Origin of the sequence: Shimwellia blattae DSM 4481 = NBRC 105725, assembly GCF_000262305.1 — a bacterium.
Taxonomy (GTDB): domain Bacteria; phylum Pseudomonadota; class Gammaproteobacteria; order Enterobacterales; family Enterobacteriaceae; genus Shimwellia; species Shimwellia blattae.
Map to the genome: position 1 here is coordinate 3346810 of NC_017910.1, position 12230 is coordinate 3359039.

Consider the following 12230-nt stretch of genomic DNA (forward strand, 5'->3'; position numbering starts at 1 on the left):
GTGCTGCCACAGTGCCCTGACTGCCACATCAGGAGGACACTATGGGAAAACAACAGGGCTTTACCCTGATCGAGCTGATGATTGTCATCGGTATTATTGCCATTCTCAGCGCGACCGGGATCCCCGCCTACCAGAACTACCTGCGTAAGGCGGCGCTCACCGATATGCTGCAAACCTTTCTGCCGCTGCGCACCGCGGTGGAGCTGTGCGCCCTGGATCAGGGGGGCATTGCGGGCTGCAATAGCGGCAGCCACGGTATTCCGGAGCGCCAGAGCTCGCGCTATGTCTCTGCGCTGAGTATCAGTAACGGCGTTATCACCCTTACAGGCCAGGAGAGCCTGACCGGGCTCACGGTGACCATGACCCCCCGCTGGAGCAACAGCGACGGGCTGAGCAGCTGGCAGCGACAGTGCCGGGCCGGCAGCGACAGCGCGCTACAGCAGGCCTGCGAAAATGTGTTCCGCTATAACGACGGTGGCACTCCCCCACCAGCCGAAGGGGCTGGCGCATGACAACCCACACCCTGAACACGCTGTGCAGCCAGCATCAGGCCGTTTTCCTGCGTGAGGATGAACACAGCCTGTATATTGCCGTGGCCCGCCCCCCGGCAGAGCACTTGCTGGGGGCGCTGCGCTTTACCAGCAACAAACAGGTACACGTCAGCTACTGGTCCGCTGAACAGCTGGAAAAGGCCAGCCTGGCACACCCGGAGGGGCCGACCCCGGGGCAGGAAGACGATCCGCTGGAGACCATACTGGCGGGCGCCATTGCCCGCCGGGCTTCGGATATTCATATTGAGCCCGGTGACGGGCACCTGACGATTCGCCTGCGGGTAGACGGTGTATTGCAGCAGCTGCAAGAGCTGCCAGCCGGGCAGGCTGCTCCGCTACTGGCCCGCCTGAAGATAAGCGCAGGCCTGGATATTGCCGAGCGCCGCCTGCCCCAGGACGGGCAGTTCAGCACCAGCGTTGCCGGCACAACCCTGGCACTACGGCTTTCTACTCTGCCCTGTCGCTACGGTGAAAAAGCCGTGCTGCGGTTACAGGCACCACAGGCGGCGCAATACTCCGCAGAGATACCGGGCATGACGAATACACAGCAGGCGCTATGGCAGCGGGCCCTTTCCAGCCCCCAGGGGCTGATACTGGTGACCGGCCCCACAGGAAGCGGCAAAACCCGCACCCTGTATGCGGGGCTGCACGCCCTTAACCGCAGCGGGGTAAATATCTGCAGCGTGGAGGATCCGGTAGAGATCCCGATACCCGGGATCAACCAGACCCAGATCAACACCAAAGCCGGGCTGGATTTCCCGCTGATCCTGCGCGCCTTACTGCGCCAGGATCCGGACATCATTATGATCGGGGAGATTCGCGACGCGGTGACCGCAGATATCGCCATCAAAGCGGCGCAAACCGGGCACCTGGTGCTTTCCACGCTGCATACCAACTCCACAACAGAGACGGTCATCCGCCTGCAGCAGATGGGGATCCCCGGCTGGATGCTGGCCTCCACGTTGCGGCTGATCGTTGCCCAGCGCCTGGTCAGGCGGCTGTGCCCCCACTGTCGCCAGCCCGCAAGTGAACCGGCGGTGCTGACCAGCCCGGCGGGTAAAGATCCCGGCGAGATAGCGGAACACTGGCTGCCCCGGGGCTGTGAGCGCTGCTATTCCGGCTACTACGGGCGCGAAGCGCTGTTTGAAATGCTCCCGCCGGATCCCGCCATGCGCCAGGCGATTATCCGGGGGGCAGACAGCGACGCGCTGGCCCGCCAGGCCCGGGACGGTGGGCACCCGACACTTGCCCGGAGCGCACACGCGGCTATCCGCCAGGGGGTAACCTCGGTCAGCGAGGTCTGGCGGGTGATGGGGGATCTCTGATGCCCGGGCCCGCCCTCTGGCAGTGGCAGGCGATCACCGCCACGGGCCAGCACCGCCAGGGGCTGATACTGGCCCCGGCAAAAGCCCTGGCGGCAAAACAGCTGGCAGACCAGGGCCTCCATATTCTCCGCCTGCGCCGCCACCCGCGCCCCGGGTATCAGTGCTGGCATATACGCCACCGGATAACCTTCCTGCGCCAGCTCGCCACCCTGTTACAGGCAGGCGTCAACCTGAACGATGCCCTGGGGCTGCTTGGCCGCCAGCACCCGCTTGCGGCCTGGCAGGCGCTGGCGGCCACGATACAGGCGCGGATTAATCAGGGGCAGGCATTTTCAGACGCGCTGACCGCCAGCGGCCTGTTTCCGCCCCTGGTCTGCGCCCTGATAGCCACCGGCGAGCTGACCGGCCAGCTCGATAACTGCTGCCGCCAGCTGGCCCGGCAGCTGGAACAACAGCACCACCTGCAACAACAGGTGGTAAAAGCGCTGCGCTATCCGCTCTTTGTTCTGGTGGTTGCGTTGCTGGTCTGCGCCGCCATGGTCGGGCTGGTGCTGCCCCAGTTTGCGGCAATCTACCAGACCTTTAACGCACCGCTCCCGGCCCTGACCCGGGGGGTTATTGGCCTTGCGGCATTTACCGGCCGCTGGGGGCCGGTATTGCTGCTGGCAGGGGGAATGCTGGCCGCCGGGGTCGCTGCGGCCAGGCGCCGCAGCCTGCGACTGCGCCGGGCCGGGCAGCGCGCCCTGCTGGCTACCCCACTGATTGCACCGCTGATACGCAACCAGCGCATGAGCACCCTGTTTACCACGCTTGCGCTGACCCAGGGGGCAGGCGTTCCGCTGCCGGATGGCCTGGCCGCAGCGCAGACCGCACTCCCCGCCGCCCTGTGGCAGGAGGCGATCGTCCGCCTGCGGGCCGACATCAACGCCGGGGAGCCGCTCTCCCGGGCGATGGCCCGGAGCCCGCTGTTTCCGGCGCTGGCTGTCCAGCTGGTGGCAACGGGTGAGGCATCCGGCGCGCTGGACACCATGCTCGCGCACCTGGCGCAGGAGTTTAATCTGCAGGCACATGCCCGGGCATCTGCCCTGTCGGCCGCACTGGAGCCACTGATGATGGCGGTCATGGGGGGAATTATCGGTACGCTGGTGGTGGCGATGTATTTACCGCTGTTTCAGCTGGGGGAGATCCTGCACTGAACAGGCACAGGATCCCAGACGGCACACCGGGCAGTGTGCCGTGAGCGGGCATTACAGGCTGTTAAATACCCGGTTTTCCTGCTCCTGCACGCGAATAAAAGTGGTGCGCTTGGTCAGCTCTTTAAGCCGGGACGCCCCCACATAAGTACAGGCAGAGCGCAGGCCGCCGAGGATATCACGGGCGGTATTCTCCACCGGGCCACGCAACGGCAGCTTCACGGTTTTCCCCTCTGCGGCGCGGTACTCAGCAACACCACCAACATGGCGGGTCATGGCCGATTCAGAGCTCATACCGTAGAACAGCATGAACTTCTCACCATCCTGCTCAACAATAGTGCCGCCGCTCTCATCATGGCCCGCCAGCATACCGCCGAGCATGACAAAATCCGCCCCGCCGCCAAAGGCTTTGGCCACGTCGCCAGGTACGGTGCAGCCACCGTCGCTGACAATCTGCCCGCCCAGACCGTGGGCCGCATCCGCACACTCAATAACCGCAGAAAGCTGCGGGTAACCCACGCCGGTTTTTACCCGGGTGGTGCATACGGAGCCCGGGCCAATCCCCACTTTGACAATATCGGCACCAGAGAGGATCAGCTCTTCGCACATCTCACCGGTTACCACGTTTCCGGCACAAATGACTTTATCCGGCCAGGCTTCGCGGGCTTTGCTGACAAAGCGGACAAAATGTTCAGAGTAACCGTTTGCCACATCGATACAGACAAAATTCAGCGCCGGGCTCAGGGCCAGGATCTGCCGGGTCTTTTCGAAATCCGCATCGGAAGTGCCGGTAGAGACCATCACGTGTTTCAGCACATCGGCCGCTGCGCTGGCCACAAACCCCTGCCAGTCACTGACCGAGTAGTGTTTATGTACCGCCGTCAGAATATCGAACCCTGCCAGCGCCTGCGCCATAGCAAAAGTCCCCACGGAATCCATATTCGCAGCAATAACAGGTACGCCAGACCAGGTAATACCGGCATGTTTAAAGGTGAACTGGCGCTCAAGCTCAACATCTGAGCGGCTTTTGAGGGTAGAACGTTTAGGGCGGATAAGAACGTCTTTGAAACCTAACTTCAGATCTTCTTCAATACGCATGGCTGAATTCCTGGGGTTGAATAACGTCGAACATAATTGCGCAATCGGCGATGAAACGGCCAACTCCAGTGCAGCTATCATACGCACTAATTATGGCTCTGCAAGACTGCGAAACTGCTCTTTTTTACGCTACAATCCACTAAATTTACCCGCTGCATAGCCAGCCTGGCCATAACGGAGGTGATTATCGCGCCCGCACCGGCGATCACTGCCCTCGTTACGCAACAGCGCCATCACTATCCTGATAAAAAACCTGGAATACTGACACTATGTGCTACACGGTCGCGTTAACGGGCGGAATTGGCAGCGGGAAAAGCACCGTTGCGGATGCCTTCGCCAGCCTTGGGATCACCGTGGTGGATGCAGATATCATCGCGCGCCAGGTTGTCGCACCTGGCGAGCCTGCACTGGAGCAGATAGCCGCCCACTTTGGCCCCACCGTTTTACAGCCCGATGGCAGCCTGGATCGCCGGGCGCTGCGGGAAATGATTTTTGCCCACCCAGAAAAAAAACAGTGGCTAAACAATCTGCTACACCCCATTATTCAGCAAAAAACCCGCGATGAGCTGGCCCGGGCCCGCTCTCCCTATGTACTATGGGTGGTGCCTTTACTGGTCGAAAACCAGCTGCACCACCGGGCACAGCGCGTATTAGTGGTCGATGTGGAAGAGGAAACGCAGATTCAGCGCACCATGCTGCGGGATAATGTCAGCCGTGAACACGCCAGCCAGATCCTGGCAGCCCAGGCCACCCGCGCCGCGCGCCTGGCCGTGGCGGATGACGTTATCTGTAATGATGGCTCCCCGGATGCGGTTACTGCCCGTGTCGCCCGCCTGCATCAACACTATTTAACGCTGGCCAGACAGGCAGAAACACAGGAAAAAAAATAATGAGCAATCATGTCTTTTTTGAGCATCCGCTCAATGAAAAAATGCGCACCTGGCTACGTCTTGAATTTCTGCTGCAACAATCCGAAGCCCTGCTACCGGTAGCCGATCACGCCACCGCACTGCACTTTTTCCGCAATATCGGAGAGTTACTGGATATTTTCGAACGGGGTGATATTCGCAGCGATATTATCAAAGAGCTGGAGCGCCAGCAGCGCAAACTGCAGAACTGGACCAACGTACCCGGCGTGGATACGGATCGCATCACTGCCCTTGGCAGCCAGTTACGCGAACGGGGCAGCGCACTGATGGCCGGGCCGCGCCTGGGCCAGTCCCTGCGTGAAGACCGCCATATTGCGCTGGTGCGCCAGCGGCTGAGCATTCCCGGCGGCTGCTGCGGTTTTGATCTCCCCAGCCTGTTTATCTGGCTCCATCTGCCCCAGTCCCGGCGTGACGAGCAGGTCAGCCAGTGGCTGGCAACCCTGCGCCCGCTGCAGGATGCCCTGTCAATGATCCTTGAGCTTATCCGCAATTCCGCCCCTCTGCGTAAGCAGACCAGCCTGAATGGCTTCTTTCAGGATAACGGCGAAGATGCGGATCTGCTGCGCCTGCGCCTTGATCTTGCCGGGGCGCTGTATCCACAGGTTTCCGGCCATAAAAGCCGGTTTGCCATTCGCTTTATGCCACTCGATGCTGAAAACGGCGCCGTTCCTGAGCGCTTCGACTTCGAGCTGGCCTGCTGTTAAGGAAGTTATATGTCTGAAGAAACCCGAGTCACCTGCCCCACCTGTGGTAAGTCTGTTATCTGGAATGAGACCAGCCCGTACCGGCCTTTTTGCAGCAAACGCTGCCAGCTGATCGACCTGGGTGAGTGGGCGGCGGAAGAGAAACGGATCCCAAGCCAGGGTGACATGTCCGACACCGATGGCTGGAGCGAGGAAGAGCCCGGCCGCTGACCGGGCGTTGCACTCAGCAGGCGGACTGCAGCTGTTCGATAACCGTCTGGTTAGCGGGCGGGAAATCCGCCGGTTGTAGGGCAGACTGGGCAATCCACGCGCCGGGTTGCCCCTCTTTCCCCCAGGGCTCACCCTGCCACTTTTCAACCAGATAAAACCACAGCGTGACCTGGCGTTCGCCAAACTGCACATCTTTGCGGGCAAACAGGGAGTAGTCACTGGCAAGGATCCCGACCTCTTCTTCCAGCTCCCGCACCAGCCCCTGCTCTGGCGACTCTCCGGGCTCCACTTTCCCGCCCGGGAACTCCAGTTTACTGGCCATATGGCCTGTGGCTGCGCGGCGGGTAATAAAAATTTGCTTCCCGGCATTACGGATAATGCCAACGGCGACGTTAAGATGTGTCACTGGTCTTTTCCCACCCAAAAAGTCATTAAAAAAGGCGCAGCAAGCTGCGCCTTTGTCTGTTGCCGGGCCTTAATTCAGGCGGCCATGGCACTGTTTGTATTTCTTACCGGAACCACACGGGCAGGGATCATTACGCCCGACTTTGCGCTCACCGGTTTGCCCGGCAAGGGCAGCCGCTGCGGCTTCGTCATCCGTCTGGTGGCTCAGCTGCTGCATGGCGGCCAGGCGTTCGGCTTCCTCGCGGCGCTGTTGCTCCAGCTCTTCAACCTCTTCCGGCATCCGCACCTGTACTTTACTCAGGGTGCTGATCACTTCGTATTTCAGTGATTCAAGCATAGAAGAGAACATGGCGAAAGACTCGCGCTTATATTCCTGTTTCGGATCTTTCTGGGCATAACCACGCAGGTGGATCCCCTGGCGCAGGTAGTCCATCGCCGCCAGGTGCTCTTTCCACAGGGAGTCCAGGGTCTGCAGCATCACGCCTTTCTCAAAGTGGCGCATCATCTCGGCACCCACCACTTCTTCTTTCTGCTGGTACACTTCAACGGCGCTGGTCAGAATGCGCTCGCGCAGGGTTTCCTCATGCAGCTCCGGCTCTTTATCCAGCCATTCGCTGATCGGCAGGTCGAGGTCAAAATCGTTTTTCAGCCGCTCCTGCAGGCCCGGGATATCCCACATCTCTTCCAGTGACTGGGGCGGAATGTGGTTATCAATGGTCATTTTGAACACGTCTTCGCGAATGCTGGCGATGGTTTCGCTCACATCGTTCACATCCAGCAGCTCGTTACGCTGGGTATAGATAGCCCGGCGCTGATCGTTGGCGACGTCATCATATTCCAGCAGCTGCTTACGGATATCAAAGTTGCGGCTTTCCACTTTGCGCTGGGCGTTCGCGATAGCTTTGGTCACCCAGGGGTGTTCAATGGCCTCGCCAGGTTTCATCCCCAGTTTGCGCATCATATTGGTCACCCGGTCAGAGGCGAAAATACGCATCAGGGCGTCTTCCATCGACAGGTAGAAACGGGAAGAACCCGCATCCCCCTGACGACCAGAACGGCCGCGCAGCTGGTTATCGATACGGCGCGATTCGTGGCGCTCAGTACCAATGATATGCAGGCCGCCAGAGGCCAGCACCGCGTCGTGACGCACCTGCCAGTCGGCTTTGATTTGTGCAATCTGCTCTGCCGTCGGCGCTTCCAGGGCGGCCACTTCGGCCTGCCAGCTACCGCCCAGCACGATATCCGTACCGCGACCGGCCATGTTGGTGGCGATGGTCACTGCCGCCGGGTAACCGGCCTGGGCGACGATCGCCGCTTCGTTGGCGTGGAATTTCGCGTTCAGCACGTTGTGCTTAATACCGGCTTTGGTCAGCTCATCAGAGACCACTTCGGATTTTTCAATCGAGATTGTCCCCACCAGGACCGGCTGGCCGTTCGCGGTGCGCTCGCGGATATCTTCGATGATGGCAGCAATTTTTTCCGCCTCGGTCATATAGACCAGATCCGGCATATCTTTACGGATCATCGGGCGGTTGGTCGGCACCACGATGGTATCCAGCTTATAGATAGAGCTGAATTCGAAGGCTTCGGTATCCGCTGTACCGGTCATCCCGGCCAGTTTTTCATACAGGCGGAAGTAGTTCTGGAAAGTGATGGAGGCCAGCGTCTGGTTCTCATTCTGGATATCCACCCCTTCTTTGGCTTCAACGGCCTGGTGCAGACCATCCGACCAGCGGCGGCCCTGCATGGTACGCCCGGTGTGCTCATCAACGATGATGACTTCGCCATCTTTAACGATGTAGTCCACATCGCGGGTGAACAGCGCGTGCGCACGCAGTGCTGCGGTCACATGGTGCATCATCATAATGTTGCCCGGTGAGTACAGCGATTCACCGGCATCCATGATGCCTTCCTGCACCAGCAGCTCTTCAATCAGCACCAGGCCACGCTCGGTGAGGTTTACCTGGCGGGATTTTTCATCCACCGAGAAGTGCCCTTCACCCTGGAAGGTGTCAGAGTCTTCTTTTTCCTGGCGCAGCAGATGCGGGATAATTTTATCCACCCGACGGTACATATCGGAGCTGTCTTCCGCCGGGCCGGAGATAATCAGCGGGGTACGGGCCTCATCGATCAGGATGGAGTCCACCTCATCCACCAGCGCATAGTGCAGTTTACGCTGTACGCGCTCTTCCGGGCTGAACGCCATGTTGTCGCGCAGGTAGTCAAAGCCGTATTCGTTGTTGGTGCCGTAGGTAATATCGGCCGCGTAGGCTTCGCGTTTTGCCGGTGCCGGCATACCCGGTAGGTTGATACCCACACTCAGGCCAAGGAACTCAAACAGCGGGCGGTTGTTTTCCGCATCGCGCTGGGCCAGGTAATCGTTGACCGTGACCACGTGCACGCCTTTGCCGCTCAGGGCATTGACATAGGCCGGCAGCGTTGCCGTCAGGGTTTTACCTTCACCGGTGCGCATTTCGGCAATGCAGCGATCGTTCAGGACCAGGCCACCCAGCAGCTGAACATCAAAGTGGCGCATACCGAAGACGCGTTTACTGGCTTCACGGACCACCGCGAAGGCTTCCGGAATAATGCTTTCCAGCGTTTCGCCTTTTTCCAGGCGGGCACGGAACTCATCCGTTTTCGCTTTCAGTTCATCATCGGACAGTTTTTCCATGGCCGGTTCCATGGCGGTAATACGGTTAACAATTTTACGCAGACGGCGCAAAGTACGATCGTTGCGGCTACCAAATACTTTTGTCAGTAAATTCACGAGCATAATAAAAGTCCAGTGCCCTCAGAGGCAGTTAATAATATTCAGAAAAAACAGGAAGAATTAACTGAAACGCAGAGGGCCGGCGCGGATCCCCTGCACCAGGCTTATCCACGTAGTGGTGCTGTATACCGCGCCGGGTTCATGGCCGGTACGGGCGATTTGCCGTACCACCACCGGGGGCCGCCCGGCCTGAGTCAGCAAAGAGCTCAGGCTGTTAAGCAGCGCAAAATGCCGGGCATTATGCGGTCGGGAGCATGCTTCTTCAGCATCGTGGAGAGCCTGGGGGGCAAGGGCAAAAGAGAGATGGCGGATAACCGTACGAATGGCATGCTGATGCCAGTAATCCACCTGGGCGAACGATGCCCGGCGCCCGGACTCCTGTAACAGGGCCAGCCCGTCAAAATAGGCCGGTAATGCCCGGTGCGCAAGGGAGGGGGCTGAGGTCTCAGTCGGTTTTGCGGGTGTCTGTGCACTGGCGCTGAGCGCAGGCAGGCCGAAACTGGCCGCAACCATCCCGAATAAGAGATGGGGCCAGAAATAGCGCCTGCCTAATTGTCGCCAACGATCCAGAATACCGATCACCGTACCCGCCTGAAAAAGGATGTGTAAAACAAACCCGGAGCCCTGAATAACAGATTGAGGATATTATCACTATTCGGACATTCCGGCACCCGCAATGCAGATTAACCGGCAGCGGATTTGAGCAAATGTTCAGCAGTCAGTAATCGCGGAGAGATAAATCTGAGGAATAAAAAAACGACCAGTCATCCGGCAGGAGAGAGGGCGCCGGATGAGCCAGTCGTTATTTTCAGGTGCGACGGTTACGCAAATACCCGTGAAGGCGCTTTGAATGCCACTGGCAGCTGAGCGTCATCTTCAAAGGTTACGTATTCCCACGCTTCCTGTTTAGCCAGCACTGCCTGCAACAGTTTATTGTTCAGGGCATGGCCGGATTTAAATGCCGTAAAGGCACCGATAATATTGTGACCACACATAAACAGGTCGCCGATGGCATCCAGCATTTTGTGGCGTACAAATTCATCTTCGTAACGCAGACCGTCTTCGTTCAGTACGCGATAGTCATCAACCACAATCGCGCAATCCATGCTGCCGCCCAGGGCCAGGCCACGGGACTGCAGATATTCGATATCACGCATGAAACCGAAGGTGCGGGCACGGCTTATCTCACGCATAAAGGCTTCTGCGGAGAAGTTCAGCCGGTAACGCTGGTTGCTGGCATCAATCGCCGGGTGGTTAAAGTCAATGGTAAAGTCCAGAGAGAAACCATTGTAGGGCGCCAGCTCAGCCCATTTATCGCCATCACCTACGCGTACAGCTTCTTTGATACGAAGGAATTTCTTCGCGACGTTCAGCTCTTCGATACCTGCATCAAGCAGCAGGTATACAAACGGCGCTGCACTGCCATCCATAATGGGGATTTCAGGCGCGTCTACGTCAATAACGACGTTGTCGATACCAAGACCAGCCAGAGCGGCGTTCAGGTGCTCCACTGTCGAAATCCGCACGTCATGCTCATTAACCAGGCAAGTACAGAGCATGGTATCACGCACAGATTTGGCATCTGCCGGAAAATCAACCGGTGGATTCAAGTCGGTGCGACGATAGATGACCCCGGTGTTTGCCGGCGCAGGGCGTAATGTCAGCGTGACTTTTTTGCCGGTATGTAAACCGACACCAGTCGACTGAACAATACGTTTTAATGTCCTTTGTTTGATCATCGTATAATCTCGCCAAATAACCTATCCAACTGAGAGTGTATATCACTCCCGGCGGGCCAGTGTAGCACAAAGAGCCTGTGATCCCAACTTCCGGTTTATTCTTAATCAGCCTGCTTACGCAGGAAGGCCGGAATATCCAGATAATCAGGTTCTTTTGCCGGCTGCTGAACGTTATCGTTCACCACTTTAGCCACACCTTTCTGCTCCTGCTGAATCGGCGTCATTGCGTGCTGGTAACGGTCCAGAACCGGTTGCTGGGTCTGCTGTTTGTTGGTCACCAGGGTAATTTCAGGACGCTTGTCCATGCCAATTCCGGTAGCAACAACCGTTACGCGCAGCTCGTCGTTCATATCCGGGTCCAGAGAGGTACCGATAACCACGGTGGCATTATCCGATGCAAAGGCACGGATAGTGTTACCCACGGTTTCGAACTCATCCAGACGCAGGTCGAAGCCCGCTGTAATGTTGACCAGCACACCACGCGCCCCGGACAGATCGATATCTTCCAGCAGCGGGGAGGAGATAGCCATTTCGGCGGCTTCCTCGGCACGGTCTTCACCACAGGCCACACCGGAGCCCATCATGGCGTAGCCCATTTCTGACATCACGGTACGCACGTCCGCAAAGTCGACGTTCATCAGACCCGGACGGGTGATCAGTTCAGCGATACCCTGAACTGCGCCTTTGAGCACATCGTTAGCCGCGCCGAAGGCGTCCAGCAGCGAGATACCGCGGCCCAGCACTTTCAGCAGCTTGTCGTTCGGGATGGTGATCAGAGAGTCAACGTGCTTAGACAGCTCGGTGATCCCCTGCTCTGCGAAGGCCATACGCTTTTTGCCTTCGAAGTTAAACGGCTTAGTCACGACCGCAACGGTCAGGATGCCGAGATCTTTTGCCACCTCAGCCACCACAGGTGCCGCACCGGTGCCGGTGCCGCCGCCCATACCGGCCGCGATAAACACCATGTCAGCCCCTTCCAGAGCAGCGCGCAGCGCTTCACGGTCTTCTTCCGCCGCATTGCGGCCCACTTCCGGGTTAGCCCCAGCACCCAGACCTTTAGTGATCCCACTACCGATCTGAATCGTCTGGCCTACCGCCGTTTTGCGCAGAGCCTGGGCATCCGTATTGACTGCGAAGAACTCAACACCCTCAATACGCTCACGCACCATGTGCTCAACCGCATTGCCGCCGCCGCCACCGACGCCGATGACTTTAATCACCGCGTCGTTGGTCAATTCCATAGGTTCAAACATAGTTTCTCTCCGTTTTGTGCCTGTTCGCCTGAGACCGCTAATTTTCTACG

12 protein-coding genes are annotated in these 12230 nt (G+C 58.6%); 6 read left to right on the top strand and 6 right to left on the bottom strand.

All coding sequences use genetic code 11. The features are described 5' to 3' along the window. The first annotated feature begins 41 nt into the window (after positions 1–41). Genes ppdD through hofC form a run of 3 tightly spaced genes read left to right on the top strand, consistent with a single transcriptional unit; the run spans position 42 to position 3072 of the window. Positions 42–512, top strand: a complete 471-nt coding sequence (gene ppdD / locus EBL_RS15720) for a prepilin peptidase-dependent pilin (RefSeq protein ID WP_002464029.1) — start codon at positions 42–44, stop codon at positions 510–512. Further along, positions 509–1876: an ATPase, T2SS/T4P/T4SS family gene (locus EBL_RS15725; protein ID WP_002464030.1), complete on the top strand. Its 1368-nt coding sequence runs from the start codon at positions 509–511 to the stop codon at positions 1874–1876. The genes ppdD and EBL_RS15725 overlap by 4 nt, the downstream gene beginning before the upstream one ends. Then, positions 1876–3072 carry a protein transport protein HofC gene (gene hofC / locus EBL_RS15730; protein WP_002464031.1) on the top strand — a complete coding sequence of 399 codons (1197 nt, stop codon included), beginning with the start codon at positions 1876–1878 and terminating at the stop codon, positions 3070–3072. The genes EBL_RS15725 and hofC overlap by 1 nt, the downstream gene beginning before the upstream one ends. A gap of 51 nt (positions 3073–3123) precedes the next feature. Here the strand turns inward: hofC and EBL_RS15735 are convergent, their stop codons facing one another. Beyond that, the gene (locus EBL_RS15735) at positions 3124–4167 is read right to left on the bottom strand and encodes a GMP reductase (RefSeq protein WP_002464033.1); all 1044 of its coding nucleotides are present in this window, start codon (positions 4165–4167) and stop codon (positions 3124–3126) included. A gap of 269 nt (positions 4168–4436) precedes the next feature. On the opposite strand from EBL_RS15735, the gene coaE reads away from it, so the two are divergent. Genes coaE through yacG form a run of 3 tightly spaced genes read left to right on the top strand, consistent with a single transcriptional unit; the run spans position 4437 to position 6010 of the window. Beyond that, a complete protein-coding gene (gene coaE, locus EBL_RS15740) occupies positions 4437–5057 on the top strand; it encodes a dephospho-CoA kinase (RefSeq protein WP_002464034.1) in 621 nt (206 codons plus the stop codon). Then, positions 5057–5800 (top strand): cell division protein ZapD, encoded by a 744-nt coding sequence (gene zapD / locus EBL_RS15745; RefSeq protein WP_002464036.1) that lies wholly within the window; start codon positions 5057–5059, stop codon positions 5798–5800. Before coaE ends, zapD begins: the two co-directional genes overlap by 1 nt. A gap of 9 nt (positions 5801–5809) precedes the next feature. Next, positions 5810–6010, top strand: coding sequence for a DNA gyrase inhibitor YacG (gene yacG, locus EBL_RS15750; protein ID WP_002464038.1), 201 nt, complete (start codon positions 5810–5812; stop codon positions 6008–6010). A gap of 13 nt (positions 6011–6023) precedes the next feature. Here the strand turns inward: yacG and mutT are convergent, their stop codons facing one another. The 5 genes from mutT to ftsZ all read right to left on the bottom strand — a co-directional run bounded on the left by mutT (position 6024) and on the right by ftsZ (position 12180). Continuing rightward, positions 6024–6416, bottom strand: coding sequence for an 8-oxo-dGTP diphosphatase MutT (mutT, locus tag EBL_RS15755; RefSeq protein WP_002464040.1), 393 nt, complete (start codon positions 6414–6416; stop codon positions 6024–6026). Between the two features lie 69 nt (positions 6417–6485). Continuing rightward, positions 6486–9191, bottom strand: coding sequence for a preprotein translocase subunit SecA (secA, locus tag EBL_RS15760; RefSeq protein WP_002464042.1), 2706 nt, complete (start codon positions 9189–9191; stop codon positions 6486–6488). Between the two features lie 57 nt (positions 9192–9248). Then, positions 9249–9770 carry a secA translation cis-regulator SecM gene (secM, locus tag EBL_RS15765; protein ID WP_002464044.1) on the bottom strand — a complete coding sequence of 174 codons (522 nt, stop codon included), beginning with the start codon at positions 9768–9770 and terminating at the stop codon, positions 9249–9251. Positions 9771–10009: 239 nt separating this feature from the next. After that, positions 10010–10927 (bottom strand): UDP-3-O-acyl-N-acetylglucosamine deacetylase, encoded by a 918-nt coding sequence (lpxC, locus tag EBL_RS15770; protein WP_002464046.1) that lies wholly within the window; start codon positions 10925–10927, stop codon positions 10010–10012. 101 nt (positions 10928–11028) lie between these two features. Further along, positions 11029–12180, bottom strand: coding sequence for a cell division protein FtsZ (gene ftsZ / locus EBL_RS15775; protein WP_002464049.1), 1152 nt, complete (start codon positions 12178–12180; stop codon positions 11029–11031). Positions 12181–12230 lie beyond the last annotated feature (50 nt).

Excerpts from the sequence above, each read along its gene's own strand:
- yacG (WP_002464038.1), top strand. The coding sequence starts at position 5,810 with ATGTCTGAAGAAACCCGAGTCACCTGCCCCACCTGTGGTAAGTCTGTT.
- ftsZ (WP_002464049.1), bottom strand. The coding sequence starts at position 12,180 with ATGTTTGAACCTATGGAATTGACCAACGACGCGGTGATTAAAGTCATC.
- hofC (WP_002464031.1), top strand. The coding sequence starts at position 1,876 with ATGCCCGGGCCCGCCCTCTGGCAGTGGCAGGCGATCACCGCCACGGGC.
- coaE (WP_002464034.1), top strand. The coding sequence starts at position 4,437 with ATGTGCTACACGGTCGCGTTAACGGGCGGAATTGGCAGCGGGAAAAGC.
- ppdD (WP_002464029.1), top strand. The coding sequence starts at position 42 with ATGGGAAAACAACAGGGCTTTACCCTGATCGAGCTGATGATTGTCATC.
- secA (WP_002464042.1), bottom strand. The coding sequence starts at position 9,191 with ATGCTCGTGAATTTACTGACAAAAGTATTTGGTAGCCGCAACGATCGT.
- lpxC (WP_002464046.1), bottom strand. The coding sequence starts at position 10,927 with ATGATCAAACAAAGGACATTAAAACGTATTGTTCAGTCGACTGGTGTC.
- EBL_RS15735 (WP_002464033.1), bottom strand. The coding sequence starts at position 4,167 with ATGCGTATTGAAGAAGATCTGAAGTTAGGTTTCAAAGACGTTCTTATC.
- EBL_RS15725 (WP_002464030.1), top strand. The coding sequence starts at position 509 with ATGACAACCCACACCCTGAACACGCTGTGCAGCCAGCATCAGGCCGTT.
- zapD (WP_002464036.1), top strand. The coding sequence starts at position 5,057 with ATGAGCAATCATGTCTTTTTTGAGCATCCGCTCAATGAAAAAATGCGC.